The following is a 13990-nucleotide window of genomic DNA, read 5'->3' on the forward strand; positions in this document are numbered from 1 at the left end:
GAAGCGGGCGGCCCAGAAACAACCGGACCTCACCATTCGGCACGCCAGGTGTCAGTAGTTGCTGTTAGAACTGATCCCTACCGTCACGAGTGATCGTGCGCGTAAGGAACGAGGGATCAAGGGGGAGCAGTCGTGGCAGAAGCGGGGGGCCAGGCGAAGCCGATCGCGGGTGTCTACGAGAAGCTGATCACTGACGATGTCCAAGACGAACTGGAGCAGTTCAAGGCCGCCGGTTGGAAGGCCATCGACGCAGAGGTCACTCCGGAGTCCACCCCCCATGTACTGGCTCGCCACATCGGTGCAGCCGTCAGCCAAAGGCTGAGCCAGCTTCGCCCCGAAGACCGAGTCTCGGTCGCGAACCGCATCCTCGAGTCGCTGGCTTCCACCGCCCCCGATCCGAGCGAAACCGCAAGCGCCATCCTCGAAGGTCCTCGACAACTGCTCGCCCTCGCGCAGCAGGAGGCCCCAGGGGTCTACGCACTTCGCCCCCTCACGCCACTGTCCGAGACTTCACTGATCACGAACTCCCCCGAAGACCTCAGTCTCGGCGCCGAACTGCGGGCGGAACTGGCCACCGCAGACCGCATCGACCTGCTCTGCGCGTTCGTCAAGTGGTACGGCATCCGTGTCCTCGAAGATTCACTGCGCGCCGCAAGAGAGCGAGGCGTGCCGATCCGGGTCATCACGACCACGTACATCGGAGCGACCGACCGCCACGCGCTCGACCGCCTTGTCCGCGACTTCGGTGCGACCGTCAAGGTCAACTACGAGATCCGGTCCACTCGGCTGCACGCCAAGGCCTGGCTGTTCCGACGGCACACGGGCTTCGACACGGCGTACGTCGGCAGCTCCAACCTCTCGAAGGCCGCACTCCTCGACGGCTTGGAGTGGAACGTCCGCCTGTCTTCCGTCGCCACACCGGCCGTGCTGAACAAGTTCGAGGCAACCTTCGACGCCTACTGGAATGACTCCGCGTTCGAGACCTACGACCCCGATCAGCACACCGAGCGCCTCGACCAAGCACTGGCCCAGGCAAGCGGCACTGCCTCCACCGCCGACCTGAAGATCAACCTCTCTGGGCTAGAGGTACGCCCCTTCCCTTACCAGCAGGACATGCTGGAGCGCCTCCGGGTCGAACGCGAGCTACGAGGGCGCAACCGCAACCTGCTGGTCGCAGCCACCGGCACTGGCAAGACCGTCATGGCAGCCCTGGACTACCGAAGTCTGGCCCAGAGCTTCAGTGACCGCCGACCCAAGCTGCTGTTCGTGGCACACCGCAAGGAAATCCTCAAGCAGTCCTTGCGCACCTACCAGGAGGTGCTGGACGACGCCTCATTCGGCGAGCTGTTGTACGGGGGTGAGGACCCACAGACGTGGGACCACGTCTTTGCCAGCGTCCAGTCACTCAACGTCCAGCGGCTCGAAGAGCTGACTCCCGACCACTTCGACATCATCGTCATCGACGAGTTCCATCACGCCACAGCCACTACATATCGCCGAGTCATCGACCACTTCAGGCCCAAGGAACTGCTAGGCCTGACCGCTACCCCCGAGCGGATGGACGGGATCAATGTGCAGGACGAGTTCTTCGAGGGCCGTATCGCAGCCGAGATGCGCCTCTGGGAAGCTCTCGAGAACGACCTGCTGTCCCCCTTCCACTACTTCGGTATCCCCGATGGCACAGACCTGACGAACCTCAATTGGCAGCGTGGCGCGTACGCGGACCAGGACCTTGGCAACCTCTACACGGGCAATGAGGCCCGGGCCCGCATCGTCGTCAAGCAGATCCGAGACAAGATCTCCCAACCTGGGGCCATGCGTGCGCTGGGCTTCTGCGTGGACAAGAAGCACGCCCGCTTCATGGCGGAGTTCTTCCAGAAGGCCGGATTCCAAGCCACGGCACTCACCAGCGACTCACCGGCCCCGGTACGAGCTCAGGCACTCGCTGATCTGCGGGAGGGGAGGCTGCAGGTTATCTTCTCCGTTGACCTCTTTAACGAAGGTCTAGACATCCCCGATGTCGACACGCTTCTCCTCCTGCGCCCCACCAACAGCGCCACAGTCTTTCTCCAGCAGCTAGGCCGCGGACTCCGACGCACTGAGATGAAGCCTGTGCTCACTGTCCTCGACTTCATTGGACAGCATCGGGCAGAGTTCCGGTTCGAAGAGCAGTTCCGAGCCTTGACAAACCTCTCGCGGAACCGGCTTGTTGATCACATCGAGCACGACTTTCCGCTCCTTCCCTCCGGATGCCAGATCATCCTGGAAGGCAAGGCGAAGAAGCTGGTGCTAGACAACATCCGCACGCAACTGGCTGCTACGGTCAAGACCTTGGTGAGCGAGGTCAAGGCTTACGACACCCCGCTGATGGCCGACTACCTGCGCGAGAGTCGTCGAGAGATCAAGGAGCTCTACAAGAACGACAACTCCTGGACCTCTGTTCTCCGCAGGGCAGGGCTGATCAAAACAGCGGCACCTGCTGCCGAATCAGCTCTCCTCAAGCGGGTCCATGCGTTCCTACACGTCGACGACCCCGACCGCGCCAACGCGTATCTCCGCCTCCTCGCAGACGACGCACTTCCCTACGGCGAACTGAACTCCGCTGACCAGGCGTACGCCCGGATGCTCTTCTTCAATCTGTGGGACAACGCCGGCGGTTTCACCAGCTTCCAGCAAGGCTTCGACGCACTACGCGACCAACCCGTCCTTCGCGACGAACTCAGCCAGGTCCTGTCCTACGTCATCGAGCAAGCGGACCACTTCCCGATCCCCTTGTCAGGGAGCCACAGCCAGCTCCCACTTAAGGTTCACTCCTCCTACAACCGCTCTGAGATTCTGGCCGCCCTCGGCGTAGCACGCTTCGGCGGCCAGATGCCCAGGTCCTTCGCACAGGGCGTCCAGTGGGTCGAGGAGCTCCAGACGGACGCCCTTCTGATCACCCTGGAGAAGAACGAGAAGGACTTCTCCCCCACTGTCCGGTACAGGGACTACGCGCTGAGCCCGACGCTCTTCCACTGGGAATCACAGAACTCCACAGCCGAGAGCTCCCCAACAGGACAGCGCTACCAGCATCACGCCGCGCGGGGCAGCCATGTCCTGCTCTTCATGCGTCGCTACAAGAACACCGACATCGGTAAGTCTCAGCCCTGGATGCTTCTCGGGCCAGCCACATACGAAGACCACGCTGGCAGCAAGCCGATGGCGATCACGTGGCGCTTGGAGCATGAGCTGCCAGCCGACGTCTGGTCATACGCAGCCATCAACGCAAGCTAGTTGGCCACGTTCGATGTCAGAGCGATCAGCTAACGTCAGAGCATGGACTTAGCTTCGATCAAGCCCGGGCTGATGACCACACGCGCAGCGATGAAGAAGCTGTTCGGCGGAGGGACGCAGGGAGGGATCATCCCCTCCGACACCACCCCCAACATCCTGATCTACGTAGATCATGACAGTGGCAAGAAGTACGGCTACGAGGACGGCTGGCTAGAGGAAGAGGACGAACGAGGGCCGGTGTTCGAGTACACCGGCCAGGGCACCCGCGGAGAGCAAACGTTTCTGGGGCTGAACGGCTCCCGCAACGCAGCTGTCTTGTGTCACGCAGACAGCGGAAAGTCGCTGCGCGTCTTCATGGCAGCAGGGAAAGTCCCCGATCCAGCATCTTCGGCAAAGCAACAACGGTACATAGGCGAATTTGAGCTGGATACAGAGCTGCCATACACCGTGCGTGAGGCACATGACGAGGACGGCGAGCGCCGTCGCATCATCGTCTTCCGCCTACGCCCTAAGGGAGACTCTGAGCGCCTTAATCAGGATGTCATCAGTCGCGCGAAGGAAACCGACGCCCACAGGGTTTCCGCCACTGTAGTCGCCTACCGAATGGCGGAGCCGAAGAAGAAGCGCGCGTCGGAGAGTAGACGGGCTGCTCAACCGAGCCTCATCGCTGATCTACGCCAATCAGTCCTGCGAGAGCAGTATCTCGAAGAACTGACAAAGCGTGAGCATGAAATCTTCGCGTACCAAATAAAGATCTCAGGTACGACCAAGACCCTCAAGACTGACCTTTACGACGCCACCATGCATGAACTGTATGCGATCAGAGGCGCGAGCAGTCGGGACGAAGTGCGCATGGCCGTAGGCCAACTCAAGGACTTCGTAAGGCACATCAAGCCGCGCGACCCAAAATTGACCGCGCTACTTCCTGAGAAGCCGCAGGACGACTTGCTGAATCTACTTCACGCAGAGGGAATCGATCTCGTCTACGCAGATGCAGATGGCTACACGAGATGCGCGGCCAAGTAGCAGCACCCCTGCAAACCTCTTTGGAGTAATCATGGCAGAGTCACCAGAACACTCATTTCTATCAGACACAGCCCTCCAGATCATGGACAGCGCATCGAACTCAACACTGTTTGGCTATACAGAAGGCCAGCGCAAGCGCTTTGACTTCTCCTGCGACTTAAAGAAGGACTGGTCAAAGGTAGTTGCAGGGCAAACTCTCTGGAAGCACGACGGGGACGGAATCGACAAGGACCTCAGAACGCTTCTCCACGAGCAGGACATCGCCGCGGCGGTGTACATCGCTCGACACCAGAGCCGTAGCCGTGCACGCCTCGCCGAGGTAACACAGGACTACCTCCACACCATGCCCGAGAGCCTGTCCCGCCTGCGCGTCTTCTGGGTGCCGGCCGACTTCGACGCGGACGACGAAGAGTCCCGCACTACCGTCCACAGCCTCTTGAAGGAGGAGATCACCAAGGACCTCCTCCTTCAAGTAGCCCTAGGAGGCATTACCCCCGCGGATGTGACCCGCTTCGCATCCTCAAGGCGTCCCGGCCTCCCGCTCAGGATACTGTCGCACATCAAGAAGCATGGCTATCGCAATCATCGGCACATAGCGAAGGCTCTAGACCTCAACCTGAGCGCTCTCCAGTTCGAAACGGAACGGCTCTTTATCATAGGATTCCTGTCCAGCGACAGTCCGCAAGGGGGCCTCTACAGAGTGACGGACAGCGGAAATGCGATGCTCGATATCTGCTCGCGCCTCCGCGACTACCTCCACGGAAACCTCGGCGATGGAAACAAGAACGAAGATTTCGAGCACATATGCAAGATGCTAAGTATCGACTACCCCTCGATATCCAACACGGCGCCCCTACTCGTCGGCGACGATGACCGTGATATACGGAACCCCACAGCACTGCTCCTGCAGCACGTGGCCCAAGCCGACGCAGATGGTTCCATCGAGTGGCCTGAACCTTACTTCGCTATACCTTCGACCTCTGAGATATCCGCTTCCCAGTGAGCCCGACCCGTTCGGCTAGGGCAGTCCTTGGATAGTCTTTCCACATGATTCGCGCAGTGGTCTTCGACGTAGGTGAGTGCCTCGTGGACGAGACCCGGGAGTACGGCACTTGGGCCGACTGGCTGGGCGTACCGCGGCACACGTTCCATGCGATGTTCGGGGGCGTGATCGCCCAGGGCCGGGACTACCGGGAGACGTTCCAGGCGTTCCGGCCCGGCTTCGACCTCTACGAAGAGCGGGAGAAGCGAGCCGCTGCCGGGCAGCCGGAGAGCTTCGGGGAAGACGATCTGTATGAGGACGTCCGGCCAGCTCTGGGGCAGCTCCGGGCCGACGGACTCTGGCTCGGTATCGCTGGGAATCAGACCGTACGGGCCGGGGGAATCCTACGGGAGCTGTTCTCCGACGACGTCGACCTGATCGGTACGTCTGACGACTGGGGCGCCAGCAAGCCCGACCCCGAGTTCTTCAAGCGGGTCGCCGAGGCGGTGCCCTTTGAGCTCGGCGAGATTCTGTATGTCGGTGATAGGTGCGACAACGACATCAGGCCTGCCATGCAGGCGGGCATGCACACAGCGCTTGTGCATCGCGGGCCGTGGGCGACGATTCAGTGGGACAGCATCGAGGCCAGGGAGCTGCCGACCTTCCGCGTCGAAGGGCTGCTGGAACTGAGTGAGCGGGTGCGCGCATTCAACGCCTCAGTTGAGAGTCGTAGACCAGTCGTAGAGGCGGTCGTCGAGGTCGCGGACACAGCTCTGGTGTTGGTGAGGAGTCAGCACACGGCGGACTTCGCGCACGCGGTCCATGCCGGTGGCGTACCAGGTGAGTGCCAACTGATCGAGCGCCTTGCCCGCGTACTCGCAGGCTGCGTCGGGGTTGCCGGATGCGGCCTCGACGGCTGCCAAGTCGCCGTAGACGACCGTGCGTTGCTTCTCTTCTCCTGGGGTCATGGCTTCCAGCGCCCGGAGCAGTGCCGCTCGGGCTTGCGGGAGGTGGCCGGCGAGCAGTTGGGTATTGCCCTTGAAGGCCGCGAGCCGCGCTGGGGAGAACCAGTCCATCCATTGCGGTGAGGGGTGTTCGTTGCCGTCCTCGAGGATGTCCTCGGCGTGGCCGATCAGGTGCAGGGCTGTGCGGGTGTTGCCGCACCTGGTCTCGCATTCGGCCTCGACGGCGTCCAGCCACGCGAGGAATTCCGCGGAGGCAGGAGCGCGGCGCGCATAGGTGCGTGCCGCGATCATGCGTTCCTGGGCTCCCTCTCGATCTCCCGCCCAACCCGGGATAAAGGCCATGTGCGCGATGATCGCCGCACCGAGCAATGGATCGTCGGCCTCGCCTGCGGCTTGCAGGGCGAAGAGGAGCGTCTCATGTGCGGTGGTCGGCTCTGAGAGGTCGAAGAACTCGATCCGGCCCGCGAGGAGGTAGGTCTCCGCCAGCGCGGCTGCGACCGTGCGCCGGGTGGAGTCCGACGTCTCCGGAAGGAGGGCGCAGCCGAGCGTCGCGTGTGCCAGGACAGCCGGGTGCAGCTTGGTCGGCGCGACCGACCAGTAGAGCCGACGGTGAGAACGGGTGGCTGCCTCGAAGTCCGCTCCGGCCGTGGCGGGTTGCGATACGGCTGTGGCCCTGCTTGTCCCTATCGTCAGGCCCCACGCGGCCGCCCCACCGGCGACCAGTGTGCGTCGGACGGGGTCGGGTGTTGAACCCTGCGAACCCCACGGGGGCGTGAACCCGAGGGACTCCATGCTCTGGCCAAGCAGATGTACGAGTACACGCTGGCAGTCCGGTTGCGGCCATGGTGGATTGTCCGACTCCCAGCGGCGGACCTGGCGGACTCCGACGGACAAGCCACGGATGCCCATGCCCTTCGCGTGCTCGGTGAGGGCATCGGCCAGGTCCTGCTGTGAGTTGAAGCCGGCGGCCACCCGAGCCGCCTTGAGTCGAACGTTGCCTGTGGGCCTTGGCACGGGGCCACCTCCTCCTGCTGACAACCTGGCCCCACCTTCCCACGAAGGTCCGCTACAGGACACTCTCTCCCCCTCAGGAAGTCATGCAGGCCCTTCTCAAGTCCCTTCAGCGGCCTCTTGAAGTCCTCGAATAGTCGATGCCGGTCGTGGACTCTGTGTGCCGTACCGACCGACGGACAGCAAGGAGAGCACGCTGTGTACACACACGAGGGCTTGGACAGAAAGATCTCGGAGTGGCTCGCTCGGACCCACCCGGTGCCCGAGCGCGTACGGACGGAGTGGGCCTCACAGGGCGTCGCACTTCTGCCTCTCGGCGAGCAACTCGCGGCAGTGCGTATCGCGTCCGAGGTCGTACATGCTGCCGTTCAGTCCGATGATCAGGACCGAGTGGCTACGGCTCTGGGCGAGTTACTGGGAGGCGCGATCATCTACGACCGCCGAGTGGCGGGTGGCACGTATTACGCACTGGTCGACGGGCATGCCGGTGACGTGTGGGCCCAGGGCAGCACCGCGACGTGCCTTGGTCACGGCACCTACTTGGGAGTGCCGCGCATTGACCGACAGCGACCACCGGGTACGTACTGGGTGGTTCCACCGCAGTACGCGGGTGACCTTTGTCCAGCGCGCTCACTGGTCAGCCTGGTCGACGCAGGCCGCTCGGCTGGCCGTGGAGACTGAGGTCTGTTCGCCCGACGTGGGTGAACTCAAGACGACTGTGGCAGCTCAGCGCCCGTGGGCCATGCGACTGGTGACCGACCGGCTGCCCCTACACCCGCCGTCATACACGGCCGTCGTGCTGGACGGACCTTCCCAGACGGCTCGGTATACGGATGCCGTCGGCCAGGTGGTCGAGATGGGCAAGCACGGCACATCGAGGACGACCGGTACCGCGTCTGTCTCCGGAGGTGGCGACGGGCAGAATCCCCAGCCGCAGACGCAGGACGACAACACGACCGACTACGAGTCGGACTGATCGATGGCCTCCACTGTCCTGGTCGTCACCGCGTTGGAAGACTTCACAGCGGACCGCGTCATCGGGGCTCTGAATAGGCGTGAGTTGTCCGTCGTACGGGTCGATCCCGCCGACATCGGGCCCGACCTGACCTTCGGATTCCGCCTCGGACCGGACACCCATGTGTGGGGTGGGAGATTGCGCACGCCGAGTCGAGACCTGGAGTTGGGGGAGGTAGCGGCGGTCTACTACCGGCGCCCCACCCCCTACACCACCCGTTTCGAGCTTCTGCCACAGCAGCCAAGGGAATTCGCGATCGCCGAGGCCAGACACGGACTCGGCGGTGTTCTGAACGGCCTCCGGGAGGTGCTGTACGTCAATCACCCGCACGCGGTGGCGCGTGCGGACTTCAAGCCGGCTCAGTTGCAGAAGTTCGCCGAGCTTGGGTTACGTGTTCCGCCGACCCTCGTCACCAATGAGTGGGAAGCGGCGCAGGAGTTCGCTGCCGACCACCGGCATGTCGTTTACAAGACATTCCGCGGGCTCCCCCGCAGTGAGGACGGGCACACCGGCGCGATCTGGACCCAGCGCGTGGAGCCTGGCACGTTCGACGACACGCTGGCAGTGACCGCGCACATGTTCCAGGCCGAGATTCCCAAGAGCGGGGACGTACGGATCACCATCGTCGGCCATCAGATCTTCGCCCAGCGAATCACTCCGCCCGACGGTGCCCTCGACTGGCGTCGGGGTGACTGGGACGAGCTGGTGCATGCCCCCATCGCCGTTCCCGCCGTGATCGAGATTGCCCTGCATGCGTACCTGGATTCCTTCGGCCTGGTCTTCGGCTGCTTCGACTTCGCACTCACCGGGAATGGGCGCGATCCCGAGGACTGGTGGGCCATCGAGTGCAACCCGAACGGGCAGTGGGGCTGGCTCCCGGACGCCGCGGACATCGCCGAGGCGTTCGCCGACATCCTGAGCACGGAAGTACGGAAGGAGACGCCAGAACATGATGATGCCCGCCGACCCTGAGACCGACGCGGTCCGCCTGCGCGAAGCCATGGCGGACGCCGTCGCCCAAGACGGTGTCCTTGTGGACCCGGCCTGGCGGGCGGCGGTCGAGGCGGTGCCACGGCACCGGTTCGTGCCCGGCTTCTACCTGCCCGCCGACAAGCGCGACGAGCAAGGACTGACGGTGTGGGAGCCGGTCACCGCCGAGCTCGACTACGGGCGGTGGCTGGCAGCCGCGTACTCCGACACCACGCTGATCACCCAGTTCGACGGGGAAGAGCCCGATTGGAAGGCTCCGGTCGTCCGCTCTGGTGGTGCGCCTACCTCCTCGTCAACGCTGCCGTCCCTGGTGGTGCGTATGTGGGCCGACGCCGAAGTGGCGGAGGGTCACACGGTGCTGGAGATCGGGACGGGGACCGGCTACTCGACCGCTCTGGCCTGTGAGCGCCTCGACTCCGGGGATATCACCAGCATCGAGGTCGACCCGCGGCGATTGGAATCGGCGGCGGGTGCGCTGTACAGCTGTGGCTACACCCCGACCCTGGCCGTAGCGGACGGACTGTACGGGTACTGGCCCGAGGCCCGCTTCGACCGGATCGTGGCTGCCTGCTCCTTCCGTGCCGTCCCACCCGCGCTGCTCGCCCAGGCCCGGCCGGGTGGAAAGGTCCTGCTCAGCCTGTCGGGATGGCTCTACGGATACGCCCGTGTCCTGCTCACCGTGGCCGAGGACGGCACGGCAGAGGGGGCGCTGCTGCCTGGCGCGGTCTCCTTCATGGCCGTCCGGACTCATGCCGCACCGGTGTTCGGCAACCCGGCCCACTGGGCCGCCGGCCTGTCGGACAAGCCCCGCCCTGCCCAGCACGGTCCGGAGCGCCTCATGGCCGCGACAGACGAGGCACACCACCTGCGGTTCCTGGTCCAATGCGCCGTGCCGAACGCCCAGTTGACCACCATCTGCGAGGTCGTGCACCTCATCGACGTCGTGAGTGGCTCCGCAGCCACTCTCACGTCTAGCGATGGTGGTTGGGATGTGCGTGAGGGCGGCCCGGTGAAGTTGTGGGAACGCATCGAGGAAGTTCTGAACGCCTTCGACGCGGCAGGCCGCCCCGGGCCCGAGACATTCGTGCTGCGCGTGTGCAGCGGCAGGCAGCTCTTGCAGCACCCGAACGTTCCTGGTGTGTCGCTGCCCAAGAGCACTCAATAGCTCCATGACCGGACGCCACACCGGTCGCAAACGCTCCAAGATGGACAGCATGACGACGATCCACGGTGAGTTCACCACCGGCTTCGAACCGGTGCGTGAAGCGTTCGCGGAGAACTTCGCCCGGCACGGGGACATCGGAGCAGCAGTGTGCGTGTATCGGGATGGTCGGCCGGTGGTGGACCTGTGGGGTGGGGTGGCCGACGTCGACTCTGGGCGTCCGTGGGAGCGCGACACCCTCCAGCTCGTCTACTCGGCGACCAAGGGAGCGACCGCGACCGCGGCCCACCTGTTGGTGCAGCGCGGTGAACTGGACCTGGACGCTCCCGTGGCCAAGTACTGGCCGGAGTTCGCTGCGAGCGGCAAGGCGGGCATCCCGGTGCGTTGGCTGCTGTCTCACCAGGCCGGTCTGGTCGCTCTGGACCAAGCGGTCCCGCTGTCTGATGCATTGGCCTGGGAACCGATGGTGGACGCGCTGGCCGCTCAGCGTCCGCTGTGGCCTCCGGGCGCCGCGCACGGATATCACGGCAGAACTTGGGGCTGGCTGGTCGGTGAGCTGATTCGCCGGGTATCCGGTCGCACGCCAGGGCGCTACTTCGCGGACGAGATCGCGGCCCCACTGGCGCTGGACCTCTTCATCGGGTTGCCCGAGAGTGAACGCGACCGGGTCAGCCGGATGGTGTACCAGCGCCCGGCGGTCGACCTCACCACTGCGTCCCCGGAGTCGATCCCTGAGGAACAGCGCGAGCTCGTTGCCGCGTGGCGGGATCCGAACTCGTTCAGCAACAGAGCCTTCTCTGTCACCGACCCGGCCGAGATCGACTTCAACTCGCCTGAGGTTCAGGCTGCGGAACTCCCGGCCTCCAACGGGATCGGTACCGCGCACGGACTGGCTCGTATGTACGCCGGGCTGATCGATGAGGTGGACGGAGTGCGCCTGTTCACCCCGGAGACCCTTGCGTTGGCTACCGAAGAGCAGGTCAGCGGAGCTGATCAAGTGATGGTGGTGCCGAGCCGGTTCAGCTCGGGGTTCATGCTGCCCACCGAGGCCAACGCCATGACCGGTCCGCATTCGTTCGGTCATACCGGTCGAGGTGGCTCGCTCGGCTTCGCGGACCCGGAGCACGGCATTTCCTTCGGTTACGTGATGAACCACATCATCGGAGGTCCAGGCGATGTCCGGGCTAGGTCGCTGATTGAGGCGGTCCACAAGTCGCTGTCATAGCAGGGCAGGGCCTGTGATCCTCACGTTGGCTGCAACGTACTCACGGCCGCCCGGTTCTCCCGAGGTTGGCGTCTCCGGGGCGAGCGTCAAGAGCGCCCTTCGGGCGTCGGCTGTCGCCGATTGCGCTTCGCTTCACTCTTGACTCTCGCCCCTCCACCGCGGGGATTTCCCGGCCGGGCGGCCCAGGGGTGGGGGCGGCAGGGATGGTGGGGAGGGGTTCAGGGCCGTGGCCGAGTTGCTGGCTCGTGGTGGTGGAGGGAGGCCGTCGTTCGTCGTGGTCAGCGGCCGCTGTGGCCGGTCCGGAGTGGGCCGCTTGCCCGGGCCAGGACCTCTTCGACCGCAGCCGTGAAGGGGGCCGGTTCGGTCGTCGGGGTGGAGAGCGCGGCCGATGCGGCCTCCGTCAGACGGGTATGGAGGTCGGGGTCTGCTGCTGCCAGTCGGTGGGAGACTCCCCAACCCGAGGATGCGGGAAGCGGCTCGGGAGACGGGTTCCACGGGCCGTTAAGCACTGGGGCGGTCAGATGAAGATCCGTATCTTGGCCACATGGTGGATGAGGGAGAGCCGAGACTCTTTGTGAACCGGTGGGGCGACACATCGGACCCGGCATCTCCAGGAGAGGCTTCGTACCGGGATGAATGCGTGTGCTTCGACCAGGCCAAACCGCATCCGCGAGCCCGTGTCGGTTTCCACGCCGAACGCCAGGACACCTCGACCGCTGGGTGGCGGCGTCTGCTGGAGTTGATCGACGAGGCCGCGGAAGACGGGCGGGAGGAATTCCGGCCTCTGGCCGGACTCAGCGCCGAGGAGCGCCGACAGGTCATCACCCTGCCGACGAGCATCGCCAGACTGACGGCGGTGAAGCATCTCGTGCTGTACGGCAGCAATCTGGTCCGGATACCGCCCGAGATCGGTGCAATGACGAGCCTGGAGGAGCTCACCACCTATACCTCGTACCGGCTGCACTGGTTCCCCTACGAAATCACCAGATGCTCGAAGCTGGTCCGGAGCACGGTGAGCACCCGCGCGCTGTTCGGGAACTACAAGCTCCGTCCTCCTTTCCCTCGGCTCCAGCCGCTTCGAGTCTCAGGCGCTGATCCCGACCTGGCAGCGCTCGATGCCCGGCGCTGGGGTGCTACGGCCATCCGTGGATGCAGTGTCTGCGATCGGCCGATCAAGCAGGGCGGGCTCCACCAAGCGTGGATCTCCCTGCGCGTGGCAACCGATGTCCTGCCTCTCTTGGTCAACGCCTGCTCAACGGCTTGCGTTTCCGCCCTTCCCTCCGGCGCCGAGGACTACGTGCGACTGCCGCACACAGGCGGCAGGGTCAAGCAACCGCCGTCCGACTGGGACTGACCAGAGGGTCAGCGGGGCTGTCCGTCCCCCACTTTGTCCAGCTCGCCCCGCTCGATACAGAACTCATTCCCCTCCGGGTCCGCCATCACGACCCACCCTCTGCCGTTCGGCAGGGTGCGGTCCGTGAGGATGCGGGCGCCGAGGGATACGGCGCGTTCGACCTCCTCGGAGCGGGTGCGGCCCGTGGGGCCCAGGTCGAAGTGGATGCGGTTCTTGGTCGTCTTGCCTTCCGGGACTCTTACGAAGAGCAGGCCGGGGGTGTCGTTCGGCAGCTCGACCAGGATCTCGTCGTCGCCGGGCTTGTCGATGTCGGAGATGGGGTGGCCGAGGAGCTCACTCCAGAAGCGAGCCAGGTCGTAGGGCTCGCCCGTGCAGTCGAAGGTGATGTGGCGGATGGTGGGGTTCGACGGGGGCAACAGCCTTCTCCCTCAGGTGTGTTGAGTGTGGCGCAGAGCGCTGCGTCGCAGGATGGAGGGGAGACCGCGTCGTGTCGAACTATTTTCCGTCGTCGGGCAGGTTCCCGTTGCCGCCCAGGTTGGCGACCATGCGGCGCAGGACGTTGATCGTGGTGATGAAGTCGGCCTGAGAGATGCCCTCGTGGGTGCGGTGGTGGACTTGGAGGTTGCGTTCGCGGGCGCGGAGGCGGGCCGCCTCGCCGGCCTCCGTGAGGGTCATGGCACCTGTCGCGTCCTCCGTGAGCCAGCCTCGGGTGGTCAGGTCGTCGTAGACCTGGTCGAAGTCGGTGGCCTGGTCGTCGTAGGGGGTGAGGCGGGCGGTCAGGGTGGGGCGGGTCCATCTGCCGGGGGCGCCTGACGCGTGGTTGAGGGTCCACCAGTGGGGCTGGGTGAGGTTCTCGACCGCGAGTTGGGCTCGTATGGCCCCTACGACCCTGCGGCAGGCCTCGCCGGTCCAGGCGCCGATCGGCTGGGCGGCCAGGTCTTCATGGGAGTACTCGCGGAGGTTCCCCGTCTGTGTGTTCATGAGGTC

Annotated in this window: 11 protein-coding genes and 1 pseudogene; 9 read left to right on the top strand and 3 right to left on the bottom strand. The window is 64.6% G+C overall.

Annotated features, from left to right (window positions below; all coding sequences use genetic code 11):
- Nucleotides 1–132: 132 nt before the first annotated feature.
- The 4 genes and pseudogenes from ACFZBT_RS03050 to ACFZBT_RS03065 form a co-directional block, all read left to right on the top strand.
- Entirely contained in the window at nt 133–3273 is a 3141-nt protein-coding gene (locus ACFZBT_RS03050) for a DUF3427 domain-containing protein (protein WP_391097815.1), read from the top strand.
- 42 nt (nt 3274–3315) lie between these two features.
- A complete protein-coding gene (locus tag ACFZBT_RS03055; protein ID WP_391097816.1) occupies nt 3316–4299 on the top strand; it encodes a hypothetical protein in 984 nt (327 codons plus the stop codon).
- A 31-nt stretch (nt 4300–4330) separates the two neighbouring features.
- Nucleotides 4331–5302: a hypothetical protein gene (locus ACFZBT_RS03060; RefSeq protein WP_391097817.1), complete on the top strand. Its 972-nt coding sequence runs from the start codon at nt 4331–4333 to the stop codon at nt 5300–5302.
- 44 nt (nt 5303–5346) lie between these two features.
- Nucleotides 5347–5994 (top strand): annotated as a pseudogene (locus tag ACFZBT_RS03065) (HAD family hydrolase); the annotation flags it as partial.
- Between the two features lie 3 nt (nt 5995–5997).
- Here ACFZBT_RS03065 and ACFZBT_RS03070 read toward each other — a convergent pair.
- The gene (locus ACFZBT_RS03070; RefSeq protein ID WP_391097818.1) at nt 5998–7260 is read right to left on the bottom strand and encodes a transcriptional regulator; all 1263 of its coding nucleotides are present in this window, start codon (nt 7258–7260) and stop codon (nt 5998–6000) included.
- A 739-nt stretch (nt 7261–7999) separates the two neighbouring features.
- Here ACFZBT_RS03070 and ACFZBT_RS03075 point away from each other — a divergent pair.
- The 5 genes from ACFZBT_RS03075 to ACFZBT_RS03095 all read left to right on the top strand — a co-directional run bounded on the left by ACFZBT_RS03075 (nt 8000) and on the right by ACFZBT_RS03095 (nt 13003).
- Entirely contained in the window at nt 8000–8233 is a 234-nt protein-coding gene (locus ACFZBT_RS03075) for a putative ATP-grasp-modified RiPP (RefSeq protein ID WP_391097877.1), read from the top strand.
- 3 nt (nt 8234–8236) lie between these two features.
- Nucleotides 8237–9244, top strand: coding sequence for an ATP-grasp ribosomal peptide maturase (gene tgmB, locus ACFZBT_RS03080; RefSeq protein ID WP_391097819.1), 1008 nt, complete (start codon nt 8237–8239; stop codon nt 9242–9244).
- Nucleotides 9222–10427, top strand: a complete 1206-nt coding sequence (gene tgmC / locus ACFZBT_RS03085; protein ID WP_391097820.1) for an ATP-grasp peptide maturase system methyltransferase — start codon at nt 9222–9224, stop codon at nt 10425–10427. Before tgmB ends, tgmC begins: the two co-directional genes overlap by 23 nt.
- 49 nt (nt 10428–10476) lie before the next feature.
- Complete coding sequence (locus tag ACFZBT_RS03090) at nt 10477–11649, top strand: serine hydrolase (RefSeq protein ID WP_391097878.1); 1173 nt, start codon at nt 10477–10479, stop codon at nt 11647–11649.
- A 640-nt stretch (nt 11650–12289) separates the two neighbouring features.
- Entirely contained in the window at nt 12290–13003 is a 714-nt protein-coding gene (locus ACFZBT_RS03095) for a leucine-rich repeat domain-containing protein (protein WP_391097821.1), read from the top strand.
- 8 nt (nt 13004–13011) lie between these two features.
- On the opposite strand, the gene ACFZBT_RS03100 is transcribed toward ACFZBT_RS03095, so the two are convergent.
- Complete coding sequence (locus ACFZBT_RS03100) at nt 13012–13419, bottom strand: VOC family protein (protein ID WP_391097822.1); 408 nt, start codon at nt 13417–13419, stop codon at nt 13012–13014.
- A 79-nt stretch (nt 13420–13498) separates the two neighbouring features.
- The gene (locus ACFZBT_RS03105; protein WP_391097823.1) at nt 13499–13984 is read right to left on the bottom strand and encodes a MarR family transcriptional regulator; all 486 of its coding nucleotides are present in this window, start codon (nt 13982–13984) and stop codon (nt 13499–13501) included.
- Nucleotides 13985–13990: the final 6 nt, after the last annotated feature.

The sequence above is a fragment of the Streptomyces sp. NPDC008137 genome (assembly GCF_042957035.1).
In the GTDB taxonomy this organism is placed as follows: Bacteria; Actinomycetota; Actinomycetes; order Streptomycetales; family Streptomycetaceae; genus Streptomyces.

Bases quoted from the DNA above. Each gene is read 5' to 3' on its own strand.
- ACFZBT_RS03090 (WP_391097878.1), top strand. From the start codon at position 10,477: ATGACGACGATCCACGGTGAGTTCACCACCGGCTTCGAACCGGTGCGT.
- ACFZBT_RS03055 (WP_391097816.1), top strand. From the start codon at position 3,316: ATGGACTTAGCTTCGATCAAGCCCGGGCTGATGACCACACGCGCAGCG.
- ACFZBT_RS03105 (WP_391097823.1), bottom strand. From the start codon at position 13,984: ATGAACACACAGACGGGGAACCTCCGCGAGTACTCCCATGAAGACCTG.
- ACFZBT_RS03075 (WP_391097877.1), top strand. From the start codon at position 8,000: ATGCGACTGGTGACCGACCGGCTGCCCCTACACCCGCCGTCATACACG.
- tgmC (WP_391097820.1), top strand. From the start codon at position 9,222: ATGATGATGCCCGCCGACCCTGAGACCGACGCGGTCCGCCTGCGCGAA.
- tgmB (WP_391097819.1), top strand. From the start codon at position 8,237: ATGGCCTCCACTGTCCTGGTCGTCACCGCGTTGGAAGACTTCACAGCG.
- ACFZBT_RS03060 (WP_391097817.1), top strand. From the start codon at position 4,331: ATGGCAGAGTCACCAGAACACTCATTTCTATCAGACACAGCCCTCCAG.